Source organism: Undibacterium pigrum, from assembly GCF_003201815.1.
GTDB classification, from domain to species: Bacteria; Pseudomonadota; Gammaproteobacteria; order Burkholderiales; family Burkholderiaceae_D; genus Undibacterium; species Undibacterium pigrum.
On sequence record NZ_QJKB01000019.1, the window covers coordinates 47,651 to 66,448 of the forward strand.

Here is an 18,798-nt window from a genome sequence, read left to right on the forward strand (position 1 = left end):
ATCTTTCCGACTATGAATATGCGGGAGCTGAGTGCTTTGTAATACCTACTCGCTTAAAGCTTGATTCAAGGTATTGGTCGCGGTAACTTGATCACCACCGTTATACATAAGCGAGCGAACTGCAAGTGATAACTGGCTTAGTCTTGAATCTGCGAGAGCTTGCAAAGATTGCGCTCTTTAGATAAATGTTCGACGGGGAATGTAGCTCTGACAGACAGAATTTCTGTTCATTGAGTTTTTATGAAGAGCTTATCTTGCTTATCCAGCGGGGCCGAGTTCTGGATTGCCAACAGGGGGTTACTGAAGCTGTTCGACCATCCACTTCACGACAAGATTCTCAATAATACCCAGCATACGCGAGTCGTTCTCAAGTTCCCATTGCACTTCTTCGGTTTGCTGTGAGTTTTCAGAAAGAATTTCTGCGCGAACCTTGGCGACGGCGGGCGGCACTATTCTAATAAGCCTGTCTAGCCTGCGCTGTGCTGTCGTGCGACCCAGTCCCAGAGTGATGCCAGCAGCGATCACTACATCACGGGTGATGTCTGAGAAAAATCTTGCTTCACTATTGAGCATGAGGGTGATGCTGGTTTCGGGCCATGAACCAGAGTCTGGGTTAACAGCCAATGTATCGTAAGCCGCAGTGCATAACAGGTCGTAGCAAGGTGAAATGACTATCCCTGTATGCGAAACCATGAACGAAATGTTCTTAAGATGGTTATCGGCGTTGCCCATCAGGATGTTAAACACTACCCAGTCATATAGCCATTGGCGACCAGCCGCTGGCACCTGAAGCTTGTCGACCAACTTGGCCAGCGTCTCGACAGTTGCGGCTTTGTATTTAAATACGCGGTCAGTGTTGAGCAACTGGCATGCATCGATTACGTGCAACCTGTCAACTCCGCCAGAGGCGTTCGGGCCCCGGTCAAACCGCTCAATGATGTACACCGGCTCTGGACAAAACAAGCGATGTACTTGTGGAACGTCCAAACCTGCTTCGCGCGCGACGCGCATAGTGAAGTACTCGTTCACGACTGTCGAGGGGTAGGCTTTTTTTTCTGGATGCTGCGGTTTGAGAATATGTGTTGATGCGGTCGGGCCGTCGGGTTCAAAGAGTTCACCATTCTGGTAGATGACTGCCAGTTTGTGCTGCGCGCCAGCCAGTGACATGTGTTTCGGTGAATTGGCGTTCAGCGGGATCCTTGGCATCGCCCTGATGCGCGCAGATAGTTGATCCAATGGGAGTGGGCTCATGCCACCCACTACAGGCACCTCACCTTCGGGGAGTAGCGTCAGCGAACCTGCCGATTCACGACCATAGTAAGTCAACAGGCCAAATGCATCTTCTACCGATACTTTGGCTTGGCCAGCCAATACTGTGCGCATGGCTTCTTCAGGTAGCAGGTTATCGAAATACCATTGCACTGGTCGCGTACTGCTGCCATCAATGTGAATCCCGGGCGAACCTTGGGCCGTAGCGCGTGGCAGCGCTGGGGAGAGGTCATACCCGTCATTGGCACTTGCCCAGGCTTGGGTGTACTTAAATTGCCAGATATTGTTGTCGGCACTCAGCGTGCCGACATGGACATCATTGATATACGCGAGCAGGGTGCCTGTCATTTTTCAAGGTCCGGCTGATTTTTGCGCATGCCCGGACGAACCAGACCGCCTCGTTCATGAATTTTTTGCAGCTCCGGCATTGTCGATACTGGTACATCGACGACCAGTTTGAGACCCAGCTCCCGCAGTAGCTGCAGTACGCGACCCATTTGAACGGTACTTTTGCCATATTCGACATCACCAACAAAAACGGGACTGAGTCCAGCCATGCTGGCCACATCATCAAGCCGAATGTTGTTGGCCTTGCGCGTAGCACGAATCACCTCACCAAGTTCTGCTACTGTCGTTATCTGGATTTTTATCATGCTGCACCTAAAATATATGCGAACGTATATATTTTAGTGTAAATGCGGGATCGAATAAAGAAATATATACGTTTGTGTATATTTTTTTGAGTTTCAGGCAAAAAACAGGAAATATATGTGACCGTATATATTTATTGAAAACCCAATATGTATCAGGACGCAGGGAGGGGGATCACGCCTAAGACAGTGATGCAATCAAGCATCGCCTGTAAAAACAAGTTGTTCAATTTATCGCATCACACAAGGTTTGCGATCATCATGAATTGCCTGGATCAACTTCCGAAGTTTTGTCTGCTTCCTGCAATCGTCCCAGGCGCACAAGTCTGGAGTTGATTGATCCCCTTGAGCGTTCAAATTCCCTGGCGATTTCGCTTACCTGTGCCCCAGCATCAAAGGCAGTCAGGAGCTCGGTGTCATCAATTGTCGTCCAGGGTTTTCCTGCATTTGTTGGCAATGACTTACCTGTCGCGACAGTCGTGACGCTTGTTGTTGCTGTTTCGGCGCGCGGCTCCCCGGCATTCAGCGCCTGGGTTGCAAGAAACAAGGCTCGGATAATCTGGGGTTGATTAAAAATTCCTTGATCTGGCAAAGCTTCTCCAGTTTCCGGGTGTATTCCGAGTGCCAGAGATTCCAGAATGGTTTTCGCTTTTTGAGGCGTCATAAATTTTGTTTTCGGCAAATGCGAAATCAGTAAAGGTGGATATCAAAAGGAGAAATTTGGCGAAATTATTTTCTTATACTGCTAAAGCAGTAAACTAGAACAGAGATTGCTGATCCGTAAAGACTATAGCTGCATTTTTTTATGTGTTGTGTTTCCAATTTCAGATTTTTACCAGAAAAAGTAAAAGAAAAATCAGATCAATGCGAACAGCCGCTTAACAATGTAATTTGTTAACCGGCTTTCATTTCTTGGTAACTCAGGTAGTAAAGCTTATGTATGTGACCTGATGCGCCTCTTGTTTGTATAAGGCAAGGCGAACATGTATAAACCTGAAAGTAACATCAGAAAAAGTGGCGGCAGCGGCGCATATGTTATCCACGCTGAGGGCTCACCCTGACTGATTGCTCTTGCTGCAAAATTGGCGATGACTGTCAGCGTGAAAACAATGGACAGCCAGCGGTGACTTTGTCGTATCCAATTGCTCAAGTTCATGATGATTTCCCCTTTTGTGGCTTGGACGCAGCTTCTATCATTTTCCAGCCATTGCCAGAAGGATCGCGAAAGCCTGCATCCACAGTGCCATAGCGATCGACGGGTTCTTGCGTGAACTCAACGCCGCATTTGCTCAGGCGCTCGTAGGCAGCGCGGCAGTCATCCACCACAAGTACGTTTGCTGGCATGGCACCTTTTGCCACCATCTCATGCAAGGTTTGCGCGGTTGCCGCATCATGCAGCGGTGCGCCGGGTACGAACAAACCGAGCTGGAAAGACGGCTGGTCACGATGCTGGACCGTCAGCCAGCGATAATTACCATTACGAACATCGGTGTGGACGAGAAACCCCAGCTTGCCAACGTAGAATGCCAGCGCTTCATCCTGATCATGCACGTACAGACCTGCCACATTAACACCTTGAGTCATATATCCTCCTGATTTGATTGAGGCTCCAGTTTGCCAGCGGCTTCGATTCGCCGCTTCTCCAAAACTGCTGTATTGAGATCAGGACGCGCGGCATTGCGCATGACACACTCCGGGATATGCACGCCCGCATGCGGAAGTGTGCGTTCGCGTTCCCGCAGTTCTCCCGGGCTTTCACCGGTAATATCACGAAAAATGCGCCCAAAGGTGCCCAGGCTGGTCCAGCCAGTCTGGAGAGCGATCTCAGTAACCGGCAGATCAGTATCGCGCAACAGGGTTTTGGCTCGCTCGATGCGACGCGTAAGCAGGTAACGATGAGGAGGCAGGCCAAAAGCCTTCTTGAATTCACGCGCAAAGTGCGCCGCCGATACGGCACTCACTTCAGCCAGCTTGTGGATAGGCCAGTCCTCATGAGCAGCCCCATCCATCCGGTCTTTCGCTCGCAGCAAACGTCGTAATAGTTGGGGACTTTGAGGCATCTTATCCTTGCGAAAACAAAAAAGCCAACCTGAAGGGTTGGCGTTGATGACGACTGAGATCAGATATTGATGCTGCGAACGCTGAAAGGACCAGTACAAGTTCTGTTAACGCGCTCAATTCGCAAGTCATAGCCCTCTTCACAATTATAGTTATTTAATAAACGCATTAAAATTGTAGAACTATACCAAAATTTGTAGAACTCGGAGACCAATGCAAAAAGGACTTACATCGCTGTAAGTCCTTCTTTTTACTACATATTCCTTGGTGGCCCGGGGCGGAATCGAACCACCGACACAAGGATTTTCAATCCTCTGCTCTACCGACTGAGCTACCAGGCCAAGACCAAGAATTATAGACATGTCGGAGGCGGTTTGCAAGCTTTTTCTGAAAAAACCTGTGTTCCTCTCTATGAAGGGGCATTGATCTGGCGCATCTGGCAGGTGGGTGGGCTTCCCGTATAATGGGGCATTATCTGGTTTTTGATGGGGGACTGATGTCTGCTCAGGTGCGGGATTGCGATATTTGTATCGTTGGTAATGGGGCTGTTGGCAAGGCTGCGGCTCTGGGCTTTGCTCAGGCGGGTTTGCGTGTCAGTTTGCTATGTGCGCCGGGTTCTGGTTCGTCTGCTGTTATTCCTGGTTCTGCTGAATGGGATGTGCGGGTATATGCGCTGAACCATGTGGCGCATGATTTGCTGTCTTCATTGAAGGTCTGGGATGCGCTGGATCAGGCGCGGGTGGCGCCGGTGTCGGCCATGCAGGTGCAGGGTGGCGGGATCGATGCGGGCAAGCTGGGTTTTGATGCTTATGGCGCGCATGTGAATGAACTGGCCTGGATCATCGAAGACAAGAATCTCAGCCAGGCGCTGGATACGGCTTTGCGGTTTGCACAAAATCTGACGCTGGTGTCGGGGAGGGCGCAGGCTTTATCGGTGCAGCCTGATGCGGCACAAGTGGTGCTGGATGATGGCAGCAGCATACGTGCATCTCTGGTCATTGGTGCTGATGGTGCGCAGTCGTGGGTGCGTGGTGCCTGCGATATTGGCCTCGATTACCGGTCGTATAATCAGCAAGGTGTGGTTTCCAATTTTGAATGCGCGAAACCACATCATGGCGTCGCTCACCAATGGTTTGTGCAAGAGCAGGGCATTATCGCCCTGCTGCCTTTGCCTGGTAATCGTGTTTCTCTGGTATGGTCGGCACCTGATGCACTGGCCGAGACTTTATTGCGCGAGCCTTTGTCTGCTCTGGTTGAACGTTTGATGCCGTATTGTGGTGAGGTGCTGGGGGCTTTGCAGCCAGTGTTGCCGGAGGCGATCAAGGCTTTCCCGCTACGCCTGATACGCCCGCACAGCATGATCGCGGAACGGGTGGCGTTGGTGGGTGATGCTGCGCATGCTGTGCATCCGCTGGCGGGGCATGGTATGAATCTGGGTTTTGCTGATGTGGTGGACTTGCTGAAGGTAATTAAAGAAAAAGAAGCGCACCGCGATTGTGGTGATGCCCGTTTGCTGGGCCGTTACCAGCGTGCGCGCAAGGAAGAAGTGATGCTGATGCTGGCGACTACAGATGGTCTGGCGCGCCTGTTTGCATCTGACTTGACGCCTTTGCGTACAATACGTGATCTGGGATTGAACTTGCTGGACCGCTTGCCAGTCATAAAGAACAAATTAATCGCTCACGCCATGGGGAAATAAACCCGGCACTCTGGTAAGTTTGGAGTGTGCGATGCGAGCAACTGGTGATGAAATCCTCATGCGATAGTGTTGATGTGAGCTTTGTCCCGTATATGAAAGAAAAAATAAAGATGAATAAAACAATACAAGGCCTGTTGGTCATGGCGCTGGCTGTTGGTAGCAGCATATTGAGTGCTTCTGCCTTTGCCGAGACGCCGCAAGAGGCGACTGTACGCAAGCTGGTGCAAACCACTTTTCGTGAAGGTGTGAAAATTGATTCGGTGACCAAGACACCTTATTCTGGCCTGTATGAAGTGCGTATAGGTTCGGATGTGATGTACACAGATGAAAAAGCACAATACTTGTTCACTGGCGATGTCATTGACGCAAAAACCGGTACAAACTATACCAAGGCCAGGATAGATGATTTGAGCAAGGTGAAGTTTTCTGACCTGCCACTGGAATCTGCGCTGAAGATGGTCAAGGGTGATGGCAAGCGCGTCATCGCTGTGTTTGAAGACCCGAACTGCGGCTATTGCAAACAGTTCCGCAAGACGCTCAATAGTCTGGATAACATCACGGTCTATACTTTCATGTATAACATTCTGGCCGACGATTCCAAGGTCAAATCAAAAAATATCTGGTGTTCTGCTGACCGTAATAAAGCATGGGATGACTGGATGTTGAATGGCAAGGCAGCGCCAGAAGCGCCAGCCAATTGCAATACGCCAAATGATAAGATATTTGCACTGGGGCAAAAAATGCGGGTGAGCGGTACTCCCTCTGTTATTTTCTCAGATGGTAGCCGCGCGCCAGGCGCGCTGGATATCAAAGTGCTGGAGAGCAGGATCGCTGCGGCAGCCAGCGGCAATAAAGCCAACTAAAACTTTTTGCTATGACTTCGCCGCCACGCTGGACAGGTATTTTGCTGGCAGCGGGGCGTGGCCGTCGTTTTGATGCCAGTGGCCAGCAAGACAAGCTCTTGCAAAAACTGGCTGATGGGCTATCTGTGGCACAGCATAGTGCGCAGAATTTGCTGGCTGTCATGCCGCATAGTGTAGCGATGCTGAGGCCAGATACACCTGTGCTGGCAGATCAGTTGCAGGCCCTGGGTATTGATTGTCTGGTCTGTCATGATGCAGATGCAGGTATGGCCAATTCCCTCAAGCATGCATTGCGCGCCACCGCCGATAGTGCAGGCTGGCTGATCGCTCTCGCTGATATGCCTGCAGTACATCTTTCCACCATGATGCAACTCTTTGACGCCCTGCAAGCGGGCGCAGGGATAGCCGTACCTGTATATCAGGGTCGGCGTGGCAACCCGGTTGGGTTTGCGCATCAGTATTTATCGCAATTGCTGTATTTGCAGGGAGATGTGGGAGCTCGCAGTCTTTTGCATAGTGATCTGGTGACGCAGGTGACGGTCGATGACCCTGGCATTCATGAGGATATAGATACCCCGGATGCCTTGATGCTTCACCTTGCAGCGATGGGCAAGCCGGGGGCTTGAATTATCCAGATAGATGATTTTGTGATAAAAATACTGCAAATAAGACATGTTTTCGCAGAGGATGCTTGAAGTCTATATGGATTTTCTACAATTTTTCACTTTCCCATTCAGCTTTGTTGCTTCTAAATAGCTTTCAGATATATCTATACAACTAAAATAACCATAGAATAGCGGTTTTCTTCCACCTGATTTAAGACGTGGCGGTATTGGTGCTGCCAAAATCTATGAATAATCTCAATCAAAAACTGGCGGTACGGATAGGTTTTGCTGGACTTGCGCCATTTGTCTTCTTGACACTGGCTTGCTGGATCGTCCACCCGGAATGGTTGGGAGCACTCATCAAAGCGCAATTGCATTATGGCATTGTGATTCTTTCTTTCCTTGGTGGTTTGCACTGGGGAGTGGTTCTCATGGCAGGTGGCGCTAATGAGAAAGAAACAAAAAAGGCTCTTATCTGGGGCGTGGTCCCGATTATTATTGCCTGGTTGTTTATGAGTCAAATGTTGATTGGCTTCGTGGTGCAGGTCGCTGGTTTTATCATGACCTATAAGATAGACAAGCGGCTGTACCAAAGTTATGGCGTGCCAGAATGGTTTATCAATTTACGTTTGCAACTGACCCGTGTGGTAGTCGGCGCGCAAATTTTTACCTTTATCGCCGCGAATGTACGCAACTATCCCACAGCTTAAAATTGAGTTATGTATTCATATAATTCATGCATACACAGCCTTGGTACCCGGCTTGAATCAGCAGACTAATTAATAAATAAAGTATCAGAAAGATCGTTCAGCATGAAAAAAACGACAACAACAAAGAGACCTGGCGCGGCTGTATCAGCGCATGCACTGGCTTATAGTATTGTTCCCAAAGATCTGGCTGGCCATATGTACCTGGTCACACTGGATATCGCAGCACCTGATGCGGAAGGCCAGATTGTCAGCCTGCCGGCATGGATACCTGGTAGTTACATGGTGCGTGAATTTGCCCGCAATATCGTGCAGATCAAGGCCAGCTCTGACGGCAAAAAAGTCGCACTGAAAAAGCTCGACAAGCACACATGGCAAGCCGCGCCTTGCAAAGGCGCTTTGCGTATCACTTATGAAGTCTATGCCTGGGATTTGTCTGTTCGTGCAGCCCACCTGGATCAAAGCCATGGCTTCTTCAACGGCACCAGCGTGTTTCTGAGTGTGCATGGCCAGGAAATGAATCCGCATGTGGTTGATATCCAGCGTTCTGATGATATCGCCTGCAATACCTGGCGCGTTGCTACGTCCTTGCCCGAGTTGAAAGCCAAGCGCTACGGCTTTGGCACTTATATAGCCGCCAATTATGACGAGTTGATAGATCACCCGGTTGAAATGGGTGATTTCGCACTGGCGACATTTGATGCGCACGGCATCTCGCATGATTTTGTCGTCACCGGCAAAGTACCTAATATGGACATGGAGCGCATCGTCGCTGATGTGCAAAAAATCTGCGAAAGCCAGATCGCCTTTTTTGAGCCGCGTACCAGGAAAGCACCGATGGACCGCTATGTCTTCATGACCATGGTGGTCGGCGAAGGTTATGGCGGCCTGGAGCATCGTGCTTCTACCGCGTTAATTTGCAACCGCACTGATTTGCCAGTCAAACACCATGCAGAAATGAGCGATGGCTATCGCGGCTTCCTGGGCCTGTGCAGCCATGAATATTTCCACACCTGGAACGTCAAGCGTATCAAGCCTGCGGCCTTTGCCAACTATGATTTGCGTCACGAAAACTACACCAGCCTGTTGTGGGTATTTGAAGGTTTCACCAGCTACTATGATGACCTGATGCTGGTGCGCTCAGGCGTGATTGATGAAGCTGCTTACTTCAAGTTGCTGGCCAAGACCATCAATATGGTGACACGTGGCAGCGGTCGTACAAAGCAAAGCGTGGCTGAATCTAGCTTTGATGCCTGGACCAAGTATTATCGCCAGGATGAAAATTCACCGAATGCGATAGTCAGCTATTACACCAAAGGTTCTCTGGTGGCACTGGGCCTGGATTTGATGATACGTGCAGAAACTGCAGGTAAAAAATCCCTTGATGACGTCATGCGCACCATGTGGCAAAAATTCGGCCGCGACTTTTATGAGCGCAGCCTGTCAGGCAAACAGCAAGGCCTGGGCGAGACTGAATTTGAAAGTCTGGTGGAGCAAGTCACTGGCGTGAATGTGCGTCGCTTCCTCGACAAGCATGTGCGTGGTACTGAAGACGTTCCGCTGGCAAGTCTGTATGCAGACTTCGCCTTGCAGGTAAACGATGGCAGTGCAAGCAAAAAAGCCAGTCTTGGCGTGCGTGTGGTGCGTGACGGCAATGACTGCAAGATCGCCAATGCACATGAAGGCCGTGCAGCACATGTCGCTGGTTTGTCGCCAAACGATGTCATCATCGCCATAAATGGTTTGCGTGTAACTGCTGCAGATGCTGCTGATAGTCTGGCTACGGCGCTGGGTCGTTATCGCGTAGGTGAGACGGTGCAGATTCATGCCTTCCGTCGCGATGAATTACTGACTGTGCAAGCGAAGTTGCAAACGGATGACGTGCCAGCTGTGACTCTGACAGTGCAGGCAGCGGGCAAGGCCGCCAGTTTGGTGAGACCAAGCTTTCAGAAACCTGGCAAGAAGTAAGTTGTAAACTGCATCCGATCTGATATCTGATAAAGCGCCGTACAGTGATTTGCTGTACGGCGCTTTTTTATGCCTGATATTTCTGCAGCGCAGGCTTTGAACTTTCTATAGTATGATTTTGTCATACTAAATTATTACCTCAGCCTGGGCTTGCATGACATTGTCACCTTCCTTTCCGCAGCAAGCGTTATGGCAAAAATCTGCGAACTGGGCAGGGATTATTCTATTGCACCTGATCCTGTTGCTGGGTTTGCGGCAGATACACGGGCGATATGTCGCCAGGCAAGACGGGTTGGTGTATCTGGATGTCAGTATGGTGCAAGCTGTGCCAAAGTCTCTTCCCAAAGCCAGGCCTGAAACGCAGCCTGAAGTTATCCGGATACCCAGGACAGTCATGTCCGGATTGCCCTCTGTCCGTGAAAAGAACAGGTCAGTTTCTATAGACGTATCGCCTGAATCACAGACCTTTCCCGTAACTGATGTACCAGCTACTCAAGTTGCGACAGAGAGTAAATCAGCCTCGCTGGATCTCGATGCCTTGCGGCGCGGTGCTGTTGCGAATGACAAGAAGCAGCGTTTGAAAGAACCCGCACTGGCTTTTACCCAGCCTGTCACTGAATTGAGAATGGAAGAAAAATTTGGCAGGGATGTCGCGGATGCCAAACGCAAAAACTGCATGAATGCGTATTCTCAAGGAGCGAGGGTAGGGAATGTTGCCATATCTGGTTTGCTTGTCGCCGGGGTGATCGTGGCGGATACGGTAAGCGGGAAGGGGTGTAAGTGGTGACTGGAAATTCGCAAAGCATGCTTTGCGAATCCCTGAAAACATTTTTTGATAAAAAAGAAAACAGAATTCGGCAATCAGCCAAACACCTTCGCCAGTTCTGCCCCCGGGTTTTCAGCCCGCATAAAAGCCTCTCCCACTAAAAATCCATGTACATTAGCTTCTCGCATGCGGGTGGCATCAGCTGCTGACATGATGCCGGATTCAGTAATCACCAGTTTGTCTGGCGTAATCCTTGGCAGCAAACCTATGGTCGTATCCAGCGACACTTCAAAGGTACGCAGGTTACGGTTATTGATGCCCAGCATGGCAGTCTTGAGTTTTAGCGCGGCTTCCAGCTCTTGCGCGTCATGTACCTCCACCAGCACACCCATGGCCAGTTCATGTGCGCAGGCTTCCAGGTCGGCCATCAGGCCGTGATCAAGCGCAGAGACGATCAGCAGGATGCAATCTGCCCCCCATTGCCTGGCTTGGTAGATCTGGTAAGGATCGATCATGAAATCCTTGCGCAATGCTGGCAAAATGCAAGCCGCACGCGCCTGTTGCAGGTATTCAGGCGCACCCTGGAAGAATTGCACATCGGTCAGCACAGACAAACAGGCAGCACCATGTTCTGCATAGCTTTGCGCGATCTCTGCTGGGTGAAAATCAGGACGTAGCACGCCTTTTGAAGGCGAGGCTTTTTTGATTTCAGCAATGACCGCTGCCTTGCCCGCCGCAATCTTGCCACGCAAACTGCCTTCAAAACTGCGCAGGTCTGCTTGCGCTTCCTTGTTGCTCTCTACTTCAGCACGCAGGCTGGCAAAGGATTGATATTTCTTTGCCGCCGCCACTTCATCGGCTTTGACTGCCAGGATTTTATTTAAAACATCAGACATAAGCTTACTTCCCTAATTGCTGGGTGACTGCGATGAACTGTTCCAGCTTGGCCTTGGCTGCACCTGATGAGATAGCTGCTTGTGCCAGTTTGACGCCATCTGCAATCGACGTGGCTATGCCCGCACCATACAAGGCTGTACCGGCATTCAGGGCGACGATATCAGTTGCTGCGCCTTCGACATTGTTCATCACTTCAAGTATCTTCGCTTTTGATTCGTCTGCGCCAGAGACGCGCAGATTGCGGTTGGATACCATCTGCAAACCAAAGTCTTCCGGGTGGATATCATATTCGCGGATTTCACCATTCACCAGTTCGCCCACCATGGTCGGTGCGCCTAGTGATACTTCATCCATATTGTCACGCCCCCATACCACCAGCGCATGTTGCGCACCAAGTCTTTGCAAGACGCGCACCTGTATACCAACCAGGTCAGGATGGAATACACCCATCAAAATATTTGGCGCGCCTGCTGGATTCGTCAATGGCCCCAGAATATTGAAGATGGTACGCACACCCAGTTCACGGCGCACTGGTGCAGCATGTTTCATCGCTGCATGGTGATTAGGTGCAAACATGAAGCCTATGCCGGTTTGTGCTATCGACTGGGCGATCTGTTCAGGCTTGAGATTGATGTTCGCTCCCAATGATTCGAGCACATCAGCACTGCCGGAAGAAGAAGACACACTGCGGCCACCATGCTTGGCAACGCGCGCACCGGCAGCAGCCGTGACAAACATGGATGCAGTAGAAATATTGAAGGTATGCGCGCCATCACCACCAGTGCCAACGATATCGATCATATTGGTGGTGTTTGCCAGCGGCACCTTGGTCGAGAATTCACGCATGACCTGGGCGGCTGCCGTGATCTCGCCTATGCTTTCTTTCTTGACGCGCAAGCCCATGGTCAGCGCGGTGATCATGACTGGCGACATTTCGCCACCCATCAGTTTGCGGAACAGGAACAGCATTTCATCGTGAAAAATTTCACGGTGTTCGATCAGGCGTGTCAGTGCTTCTTGTTGAGAGATGGTCATGATGCTGTTCCAGTCAAAAAGTTTTTCAGCAGGGCGTGGCCATGCTCGGACAAGATGGATTCGGGATGAAATTGCACGCCTTCGAGATTGAATTCCTTATGGCGCACACCCATGATTTCACCGTCATCTGTCCATGCAGTCACTTCCAGGCAATCCGGCAGGCTGGCACGTTCTATTGCCAGCGAGTGGTAACGGGTAATTGTGTAAGGGCTGGGCAAATTTCTGAAGACACCAACGCCAGTGTGGGCAATCGCAGAAGTCTTGCCATGCATGACTTGCTTGGCACGGATAACCTTGCCACCAAATGCCGCGCCTATGGCCTGGTGACCAAGGCAGACACCCAGGATAGGCGTCTTGCCAGCAAACCGTTCTATGACGGCGATGGAAACGCCTGCTTCTGCCGGTGTACAGGGGCCGGGGGAAATACAGATATGATCAGGCTTCAGTGCTTCAATTTCTTCTATCGTAATTTCATCATTACGGTAGGTACGCACATCTTCACCCAGCTCGGCAAAATACTGCACCAGGTTGTAGGTGAAGGAATCGTAGTTGTCTATCATCAGTAACATAAGTAAGACCTCTCAACACAGAGTCACGGAGACACAGAGTTTCACAGAGAAACCCTTTTGATCCCGCTTTTTAATACGGGCACCATGAAATTAATAAGTAATCCAGTTTTATAACCAGTCAAACGTAAATAAGTCAGCAGTTGTGCTGTATGAACTGGCAATAATGACTCAATCGCTTTTAGTTCTAGCACCAGGCTATCTTCAACTACCAGATCAAGCCGATAAGCAGACTCTACCTCCACACCTTTATAGGCAATGTCCAGTGAGACCTGACGTTTGAAACTGAGTTTGCGCAAATACAGTTCATGACAAAGACAGCTTTCATACGCACTCTCCAAAAGACCTGGACCCAGATGCTTGTGCACTTCTATTGCTGCACCGATGACTTGTTCACTCAATAAGTCATTCTCTGTTTTTCTCTGTGTCTCGGTGTCTCTGTGGTGAGCTTTTTGGTCTGGCATTTGATCAAATTTCCCCATCCAGGCCATCTTGCACTTGTTCTGCTGCACGCAAAACTGCGCGTGCCTTGTTTTCGGTTTCCTGCCATTCCATTTCTGGTACTGAATCAGCCACCACGCCAGCGGCTGCCTGCACATACAGCATGCCGTCTTTCAATACGCCAGTGCGTATCGCAATTGCCAGATCCATTTCACCGCCGAAGGACAGGTAACCGCAGGCACCGCCATAGATGCCGCGTTTGACGGGTTCGAGTTCATCGATGAGTTCCATTGCCCTGACTTTCGGCGCGCCAGACAAGGTGCCAGCCGGGAAGGTGGCTTTCAAAACATCAAGGTTGGACAAGTCGGCTTGCAAGACACCTTCTACATTCGAGACGATGTGTTGTACATGTGAATATTTTTCTATGACCATCTGGTCAGTGACCTTGACGCTGCCAGTCTGGGCGATGCGGCCTATGTCATTGCGGGCCAGGTCTATCAACATCACGTGTTCGGCGATTTCTTTCGGGTCGGCCAGTAATTCTTTCGCCAGTTCTGCATCGCGTTCTGGTGTGGCGCCGCGTGGGCGCGTGCCAGCCAGTGGGCGTATGGTGACTTTCTTGCTGCCATCATTCAGGCTTTCATTGCGCACCAGGATTTCTGGGGATGCACCTATGATCTGCATATCGCCAAAATTATAGAAATACATATACGGCGAAGGGTTCAGCGAACGCAGGGCGCGGTATAGTGACAGCGGTGAATCGACATAAGGTTTCTTGATGCGCTGACCAACCTGCACCTGCATGAGGTCACCAGCCATGATGTATTCCTTGGCTTTTTCTACCGCCTTTAAATAATCTTCCTTGGCAAAGTCGCGTATGGATTCTGTACGGACAGATGCCGATGTGACAGGGGCATCCACACTACGGCGCAGCATGGCGCGCAAGTCTTTCAGGCGTTGGCGGGCTTTGGACCAGGCTTCTGGCTGGGTAGGGTCGGCATAGACGATGAGGTAGAGTTTGCCGGAGACATTGTCGATAACGGCCAGTTCTTCCGTCAGCAGTAACTGGATTTCTGGCAAGCCCAGATCATCTTTTGGTGCCTTGCCAGCCAGGCGTTTTTCTACATGGCGCACAGCGTCATAGCCAAAGTAACCAGCCAGGCCTCCGCAGAAGCGTGGCAGGCCAGGGCGCAATGCCACCTTGAAACGCGCCTGGAATTCAGCGATGAAATCCAGCGGGTTCATCTCGCGGCTCTCTATGACCTGGCCATTTTTCAGGACTTCGACTTTGTCACCAAAGCTGCGCACCAGGGTATTGGCGGGCAAGCCTATGAAGGAATAGCGGCCAAAACGCTCGCCACCCATGACGGATTCAAGCAAGAAAGTATTCTTGCCCGCATTCTGGGTTTGCGCGAGTTTCAGATACAGGGTGAGCGGGGTTTCCAGATCGGCGAAGGCTTCCGCAATCATGGGGATACGGTTGTAGCCTTGCGCGGCCAACGATTTGAATTCGAGTTCGGTCATGGTTTTCTTTCAACCGCCTGCCTGCTCCTGAAACTTGTGCACGCGTCTGCAACAGCAGCCAGCAGCGCACGCAAATTCGCTCAAGAGAGTATGGACGGGTAAGACAGATTGATATAACAAGCAAGAAGATGTGCTGGGGATGTGCACAGCCACTCGCGGCATTCGTGTATTAACAGAATTGCCAGCGTCGCCATAGCCAGGCCTCAAAAGTGCCTGGAGTGATCATGGAACGTTTGTTATCGATGAACATTCGTTATGTGAATGGTTTGAAAGTCAATGAGAGTTTTTCGCTGACAGCAGTTGTGCTGCTATCAACAGGGTTTCGACTATACCATCACTTTGAATATTTTGTACAGCTTCGCCGTGATTGTATCCATACGGCACTGTCAAGACAGGGCAACCGGCAGCGCGGGCTGCAATCGCATCATTGCTGGAATCTCCTATGGCCAGCACTTGTGACGGTGACAGGTCGAGAGCCTGGCAGGCTTCCAGCATCGGCAGGGGATCAGGTTTCTTTTTTGCAAAGCTGTCGCCACCATAGACTTGCTCAAAATACGAGCTGATTTCTTTCTTTTGCATCAGCGGCAGGGCAAAGGCCAGTGGCTTATTGGTGACGCAGACCAGGCGCAGGCCCAGATCGCGCATGGCTTGCAGGCCCTCATGCACCTCAGGGTAAAGCTGGCTGTGGTCACCATTGATAGCCAGGTAATGACGCTGGTAAGCAGCCAATGCATCATCAAAGCGTGCTGCTACGCCATCGGCATCAAAATCCAGAGACAGAACTTGCTGGATAAGATTTTCAGAACCCTTGCCTACCATGGTCTTGATGACATCCAGCGTCAGTGGTGCCAGCGCAAAGTCTTCACGCATGCGGTTGATGGCGACCAGGAAATCTGGCGCAGTATCTATCATGGTGCCGTCGAGATCGATGATGGCGGCTTTGATGTGGTTGAACATGGCGGAGGCGATCAGAGATAGGCTTTCCACCTGCTGTGGCGAAAAGCCTGGAGGTAAATAGAGGATTAAACCTTGGACAACTCAACACGCATGGCGTCAATGATGGCCTTGTAGTCGGGTTTGCCAAATATGGCAGAACCGGCAACAAAGGTATCGGCACCGGCACGGGCTATCTCTGCGATGTTCTCGATTTTGACGCCGCCGTCCACTTCCAGCATGATGTCGCGGCCAGATTCATCAATGATCTTGCGGGCTTGCGCAATTTTCTTCAGTGTATGCGGGATAAAGGTCTGACCGCCAAAGCCAGGGTTGATCGACATGATCAAAACGATATCGACTTTATCGATGACGTTTTCCAGTACATGCAGTGGTGTCGCCGGGTTGAATACCAGGCCAGCCTTGCAACCATGGTCACGTATGGTTTGCAGGCTGCGGTCTATATGTTCAGAGGCTTCCGGGTGGAAGGTGATGATATTCGCGCCAGCCTTGGCAAAGTCAGGGATGATACGGTCCACAGGCTTGACCATCAGATGCACATCGATAGGCACCTGTACATGCGGGCGTATCGCTTCGCACACCATGGGGCCTATGGTCAGGTTGGGCACATAGTGGTTATCCATGACATCAAAATGGATCATGTCAGCGCCAGCGGCGACAACATTGCGGACTTCTTCACCCAGACGGGCGAAATCGGCAGACAATATACTGGGAGCAATGCGGAAAGTAGTCATGATGGAATCGTGCTTGAAAAAGATATGCTATTTTACCTTGTGAGGGCAAGCGGCTGTTGTCTTCGTCTGGCACAATGAACATAGTTCATCATGAAAGAAAATTATGGCAGCGTATGAAATAAGTGTATCGGTGGCGACGCAATACCTCAAAGACCAGTCCGATCCTGAGCAAAACAATTTCGTTTTTGCCTACACTATCACCATCAAAAATACCGGTACCGTGGCGGCGCAAGTCATTTCACGCCACTGGATCATTACCGACAGCACCAACCATGTAGAAGAAGTCAAAGGCCTGGGTGTCGTCGGCCATCAACCCTTCCTGGCGCCAGGGCAAAGCTTTGAATACACCAGTGGCAGTTCATTGAGAACTCCACAGGGTAGCATGAAAGGCACTTATTTCTGCGTGGCAGAAGACGCCCATCGCTTTGAGGCAGAGATACCTGAGTTCGTTTTGTCTTTGCCGCGTACACTGCATTGATACTTACATAATCCAGGCTTATTGCGGATTTTCAGTATCCTGGCTTTGCTTGCTTTGTTCTATGGGTTTTTTATCTTCTTTGGGCGGTGCTTCTGGTCTCTCTGGTGCGCGACCATGAAACATCGTCCACCAGACGATAAAAATCAGCATGAACATCGCTACGCCTGCTTCCAGCGCCAATAACCACATCGCATCCACCTCGCTCAATAAACTAAGCGCATTGTACCTGCTAATTCGTGTGCTTATTTGCGTACCTTATTACAGGCGTTGGTCCGGCGCATTACAATAGAGAAACCGGCATTCATGCTGCATACCCCTACTTAATAACATCAGGAGCATCTATGACATACGAATGTATTTTGACTGAAACCCGCGACAAAGTCGGCTTGATCACCCTGAATCGCCCCAAGGCCATGAATGCGCTGAACGATCAGCTCATGGATGAACTGGGTCTGGCACTGAAAGCTTTCGACAAGGATGAAAACATCCACTGCATTATTCTCACAGGTAGCGAAAAAGCCTTTGCCGCCGGTGCTGACATCGCCGCCATGGTAGGCTATAGCTTCATGGATGCCTATAAAGATGACTACATCACCCGCAACTGGGAAACCATGCGCCAGATCCGCAAACCAGTCATTGCCGCTGTTGCGGGCTATGCCCTGGGTGGCGGCTGCGAAGTCGCCATGATGTGCGACTTCATCATCGCTGCAGAAAATGCCAAGTTCGGCCAGCCAGAAATCAAGCTGGGCACTTTGCCTGGTGCCGGCGGCACACAGCGCCTGCCGCGTGCGATCTCCAAATCCAAAGCCATGGACATGTGCCTGACTGCGCGTATGATGGATGTGGTCGAAGCAGAACGCGCAGGTCTGGTGTCCCGCGTTGTGCCACTGGACAAGCTGATGGAAGAAGCTTTCGCTGCAGCGAATGTGATCGCCTCCATGTCCCTGCCCATCATCATGATGGCTAAGGAATCCGTCAACCGCGCTTATGAAACTACGCTGTCAGAAGGTATACAGTATGAGCGTCGCCTGTTCCAGGCCAGTTTTGGTACGGAAGACCAGAAAGAAGGTATGCAGGCTTTCCTGGAGAAACGTCCGGCTGTATTCAAGAATAAGTAATTTACGCATCAGCATCTCGTCTCGTAAAGGTGCTCTATATATAGCATCAACAATATAGAGCACTCAATAACTCAAAACAGTAGCAATCTGCTTATCCTCCACCCCGTCGCTCCTGCGCAGGCAGGAGCCCAGTGTCTTTCGTCGATAAGCCGAGATACTTATTCGCAGACATATATATAAATAAGAAACCAGAGGGCGCGCGCAGCGCACCCTCTGGTTTTTGCCTTTATTTACGTTTAAGTGCCTTTAAATAAACGAAGTAAATAATTACCCGGAAACGCTTGCGGAGGCAGGCAGTAGTTTGCTATAGTTCGCCTCCCGCTGAAGAGCGGGAAGAGAATGGAAGCAAAGTAACAAAGCTGGTGAAATGAGCGATTGAACAAATTGCAGAAAAAACTGGCAACTGTGAACACCGAACAACAGTTTTGGACGCTTGAGAAAGCGAAACAAAACGAAGTGAAATCAA

The 18,798-nt window shown here is 50.5% G+C and carries 22 protein-coding genes and 1 tRNA gene; 8 read left to right on the forward strand and 15 right to left on the reverse strand.

Annotation, left to right across the window (positions count from 1 at the left end; translation table 11 throughout):
* Positions 1-297 precede the first annotated feature (297 nt).
* The 7 genes from DFR42_RS27010 to DFR42_RS27040 all read right to left on the reverse strand — a co-directional run bounded on the left by DFR42_RS27010 (position 298) and on the right by DFR42_RS27040 (position 4,318).
* Positions 298-1,617, reverse strand: coding sequence for a HipA domain-containing protein (locus DFR42_RS27010; protein ID WP_110258183.1), 1,320 nt, complete (start codon positions 1,615-1,617; stop codon positions 298-300).
* On the reverse strand, positions 1,614-1,922 hold the full coding sequence (locus DFR42_RS27015; RefSeq protein WP_110258184.1) for a helix-turn-helix domain-containing protein: 309 nt from the start codon (positions 1,920-1,922) through the stop codon (positions 1,614-1,616). The genes DFR42_RS27010 and DFR42_RS27015 overlap by 4 nt, the downstream gene beginning before the upstream one ends.
* A 256-nt stretch (positions 1,923-2,178) precedes the next feature.
* Entirely contained in the window at positions 2,179-2,601 is a 423-nt protein-coding gene (locus DFR42_RS27020) for a hypothetical protein (RefSeq protein WP_245937107.1), read from the reverse strand.
* A 252-nt stretch (positions 2,602-2,853) separates the two neighbouring features.
* Positions 2,854-3,075 carry a hypothetical protein gene (locus DFR42_RS27025; RefSeq protein WP_110258186.1) on the reverse strand — a complete coding sequence of 74 codons (222 nt, stop codon included), beginning with the start codon at positions 3,073-3,075 and terminating at the stop codon, positions 2,854-2,856.
* Positions 3,072-3,503 (reverse strand): VOC family protein, encoded by a 432-nt coding sequence (locus DFR42_RS27030; RefSeq protein WP_110258187.1) that lies wholly within the window; start codon positions 3,501-3,503, stop codon positions 3,072-3,074. Before DFR42_RS27030 ends, DFR42_RS27025 begins: the two co-directional genes overlap by 4 nt.
* Positions 3,500-3,979 (reverse strand): helix-turn-helix transcriptional regulator, encoded by a 480-nt coding sequence (locus DFR42_RS27035; RefSeq protein WP_110258202.1) that lies wholly within the window; start codon positions 3,977-3,979, stop codon positions 3,500-3,502. The genes DFR42_RS27030 and DFR42_RS27035 overlap by 4 nt, the downstream gene beginning before the upstream one ends.
* A gap of 263 nt (positions 3,980-4,242) precedes the next feature.
* Positions 4,243-4,318, reverse strand: a tRNA-Phe gene (locus DFR42_RS27040).
* Positions 4,319-4,473: 155 nt separating this feature from the next.
* Between DFR42_RS27040 and DFR42_RS27045 the strand changes: the two genes are divergently transcribed.
* The 6 genes from DFR42_RS27045 (at position 4,474) to DFR42_RS27070 (ending at position 10,606) form a co-directional block, all read left to right on the forward strand.
* Positions 4,474-5,676, forward strand: coding sequence for an FAD-dependent monooxygenase (locus DFR42_RS27045; protein ID WP_110258203.1), 1,203 nt, complete (start codon positions 4,474-4,476; stop codon positions 5,674-5,676).
* Positions 5,677-5,786: 110 nt separating this feature from the next.
* A complete protein-coding gene (locus tag DFR42_RS27050; protein WP_110258204.1) occupies positions 5,787-6,539 on the forward strand; it encodes a DsbC family protein in 753 nt (250 codons plus the stop codon).
* 11 nt (positions 6,540-6,550) lie between these two features.
* Positions 6,551-7,165: a nucleotidyltransferase family protein gene (locus tag DFR42_RS27055; RefSeq protein ID WP_110258188.1), complete on the forward strand. Its 615-nt coding sequence runs from the start codon at positions 6,551-6,553 to the stop codon at positions 7,163-7,165.
* Positions 7,166-7,389: 224 nt separating this feature from the next.
* Entirely contained in the window at positions 7,390-7,854 is a 465-nt protein-coding gene (locus DFR42_RS27060) for a DUF3429 domain-containing protein (protein ID WP_110258189.1), read from the forward strand.
* Between the two features lie 102 nt (positions 7,855-7,956).
* Positions 7,957-9,819, forward strand: coding sequence for a M61 family metallopeptidase (locus DFR42_RS27065; RefSeq protein ID WP_110258190.1), 1,863 nt, complete (start codon positions 7,957-7,959; stop codon positions 9,817-9,819).
* A gap of 154 nt (positions 9,820-9,973) precedes the next feature.
* Positions 9,974-10,606, forward strand: coding sequence for a hypothetical protein (locus DFR42_RS27070; protein ID WP_110258191.1), 633 nt, complete (start codon positions 9,974-9,976; stop codon positions 10,604-10,606).
* Between the two features lie 74 nt (positions 10,607-10,680).
* On the opposite strand, the gene trpC is transcribed toward DFR42_RS27070, so the two are convergent.
* The 7 genes from trpC to rpe form a co-directional block, all read right to left on the reverse strand.
* Positions 10,681-11,481, reverse strand: coding sequence for an indole-3-glycerol phosphate synthase TrpC (gene trpC / locus DFR42_RS27075; RefSeq protein ID WP_110258192.1), 801 nt, complete (start codon positions 11,479-11,481; stop codon positions 10,681-10,683).
* A gap of 4 nt (positions 11,482-11,485) precedes the next feature.
* On the reverse strand, positions 11,486-12,517 hold the full coding sequence (trpD, locus tag DFR42_RS27080) for an anthranilate phosphoribosyltransferase (protein ID WP_110258193.1): 1,032 nt from the start codon (positions 12,515-12,517) through the stop codon (positions 11,486-11,488).
* Positions 12,514-13,086 carry an anthranilate synthase component II gene (locus DFR42_RS27085; protein WP_110258194.1) on the reverse strand — a complete coding sequence of 191 codons (573 nt, stop codon included), beginning with the start codon at positions 13,084-13,086 and terminating at the stop codon, positions 12,514-12,516. The genes trpD and DFR42_RS27085 overlap by 4 nt, the downstream gene beginning before the upstream one ends.
* A 41-nt stretch (positions 13,087-13,127) precedes the next feature.
* The gene (locus DFR42_RS27090) at positions 13,128-13,547 is read right to left on the reverse strand and encodes a GxxExxY protein (RefSeq protein WP_110258205.1); all 420 of its coding nucleotides are present in this window, start codon (positions 13,545-13,547) and stop codon (positions 13,128-13,130) included.
* A 4-nt stretch (positions 13,548-13,551) separates the two neighbouring features.
* Positions 13,552-15,048, reverse strand: coding sequence for an anthranilate synthase component I (trpE, locus tag DFR42_RS27095; RefSeq protein WP_110258195.1), 1,497 nt, complete (start codon positions 15,046-15,048; stop codon positions 13,552-13,554).
* 273 nt (positions 15,049-15,321) lie between these two features.
* Positions 15,322-16,005: a phosphoglycolate phosphatase gene (locus DFR42_RS27100; protein ID WP_110258196.1), complete on the reverse strand. Its 684-nt coding sequence runs from the start codon at positions 16,003-16,005 to the stop codon at positions 15,322-15,324.
* 65 nt (positions 16,006-16,070) lie between these two features.
* Positions 16,071-16,736, reverse strand: coding sequence for a ribulose-phosphate 3-epimerase (rpe, locus tag DFR42_RS27105; RefSeq protein WP_110258197.1), 666 nt, complete (start codon positions 16,734-16,736; stop codon positions 16,071-16,073).
* A gap of 103 nt (positions 16,737-16,839) precedes the next feature.
* Between rpe and apaG the strand changes: the two genes are divergently transcribed.
* Complete coding sequence (gene apaG / locus DFR42_RS27110; protein ID WP_110258198.1) at positions 16,840-17,214, forward strand: Co2+/Mg2+ efflux protein ApaG; 375 nt, start codon at positions 16,840-16,842, stop codon at positions 17,212-17,214.
* An 18-nt stretch (positions 17,215-17,232) separates the two neighbouring features.
* On the opposite strand, the gene DFR42_RS29400 is transcribed toward apaG, so the two are convergent.
* Positions 17,233-17,403: a hypothetical protein gene (locus tag DFR42_RS29400; RefSeq protein ID WP_170133712.1), complete on the reverse strand. Its 171-nt coding sequence runs from the start codon at positions 17,401-17,403 to the stop codon at positions 17,233-17,235.
* 152 nt (positions 17,404-17,555) lie between these two features.
* Here DFR42_RS29400 and DFR42_RS27115 point away from each other — a divergent pair, with 152 nt between their 5' ends.
* Positions 17,556-18,332: an enoyl-CoA hydratase gene (locus DFR42_RS27115; RefSeq protein WP_110258199.1), complete on the forward strand. Its 777-nt coding sequence runs from the start codon at positions 17,556-17,558 to the stop codon at positions 18,330-18,332.
* Positions 18,333-18,798 lie beyond the last annotated feature (466 nt).

Coding starts and splice junctions, on each gene's coding strand:
- DFR42_RS27010 (WP_110258183.1), bottom strand. CDS start 1,617: ATGACAGGCACCCTGCTCGCGTATATCAATGATGTCCATGTCGGCACG.
- DFR42_RS27015 (WP_110258184.1), bottom strand. CDS start 1,922: ATGATAAAAATCCAGATAACGACAGTAGCAGAACTTGGTGAGGTGATT.
- DFR42_RS27025 (WP_110258186.1), bottom strand. CDS start 3,075: ATGAACTTGAGCAATTGGATACGACAAAGTCACCGCTGGCTGTCCATT.
- DFR42_RS27030 (WP_110258187.1), bottom strand. CDS start 3,503: ATGACTCAAGGTGTTAATGTGGCAGGTCTGTACGTGCATGATCAGGAT.
- DFR42_RS27035 (WP_110258202.1), bottom strand. CDS start 3,979: ATGCCTCAAAGTCCCCAACTATTACGACGTTTGCTGCGAGCGAAAGAC.
- DFR42_RS27045 (WP_110258203.1), top strand. CDS start 4,474: ATGTCTGCTCAGGTGCGGGATTGCGATATTTGTATCGTTGGTAATGGG.
- DFR42_RS27050 (WP_110258204.1), top strand. CDS start 5,787: ATGAATAAAACAATACAAGGCCTGTTGGTCATGGCGCTGGCTGTTGGT.
- DFR42_RS27055 (WP_110258188.1), top strand. CDS start 6,551: ATGACTTCGCCGCCACGCTGGACAGGTATTTTGCTGGCAGCGGGGCGT.
- DFR42_RS27060 (WP_110258189.1), top strand. CDS start 7,390: ATGAATAATCTCAATCAAAAACTGGCGGTACGGATAGGTTTTGCTGGA.
- DFR42_RS27065 (WP_110258190.1), top strand. CDS start 7,957: ATGAAAAAAACGACAACAACAAAGAGACCTGGCGCGGCTGTATCAGCG.
- DFR42_RS27070 (WP_110258191.1), top strand. CDS start 9,974: ATGACATTGTCACCTTCCTTTCCGCAGCAAGCGTTATGGCAAAAATCT.
- trpC (WP_110258192.1), bottom strand. CDS start 11,481: ATGTCTGATGTTTTAAATAAAATCCTGGCAGTCAAAGCCGATGAAGTG.
- trpD (WP_110258193.1), bottom strand. CDS start 12,517: ATGACCATCTCTCAACAAGAAGCACTGACACGCCTGATCGAACACCGT.
- DFR42_RS27085 (WP_110258194.1), bottom strand. CDS start 13,086: ATGTTACTGATGATAGACAACTACGATTCCTTCACCTACAACCTGGTG.
- DFR42_RS27090 (WP_110258205.1), bottom strand. CDS start 13,547: ATGCCAGACCAAAAAGCTCACCACAGAGACACCGAGACACAGAGAAAA.
- trpE (WP_110258195.1), bottom strand. CDS start 15,048: ATGACCGAACTCGAATTCAAATCGTTGGCCGCGCAAGGCTACAACCGT.
- DFR42_RS27100 (WP_110258196.1), bottom strand. CDS start 16,005: ATGTTCAACCACATCAAAGCCGCCATCATCGATCTCGACGGCACCATG.
- rpe (WP_110258197.1), bottom strand. CDS start 16,736: ATGACTACTTTCCGCATTGCTCCCAGTATATTGTCTGCCGATTTCGCC.
- apaG (WP_110258198.1), top strand. CDS start 16,840: ATGGCAGCGTATGAAATAAGTGTATCGGTGGCGACGCAATACCTCAAA.
- DFR42_RS29400 (WP_170133712.1), bottom strand. CDS start 17,403: ATGTGGTTATTGGCGCTGGAAGCAGGCGTAGCGATGTTCATGCTGATT.
- DFR42_RS27115 (WP_110258199.1), top strand. CDS start 17,556: ATGACATACGAATGTATTTTGACTGAAACCCGCGACAAAGTCGGCTTG.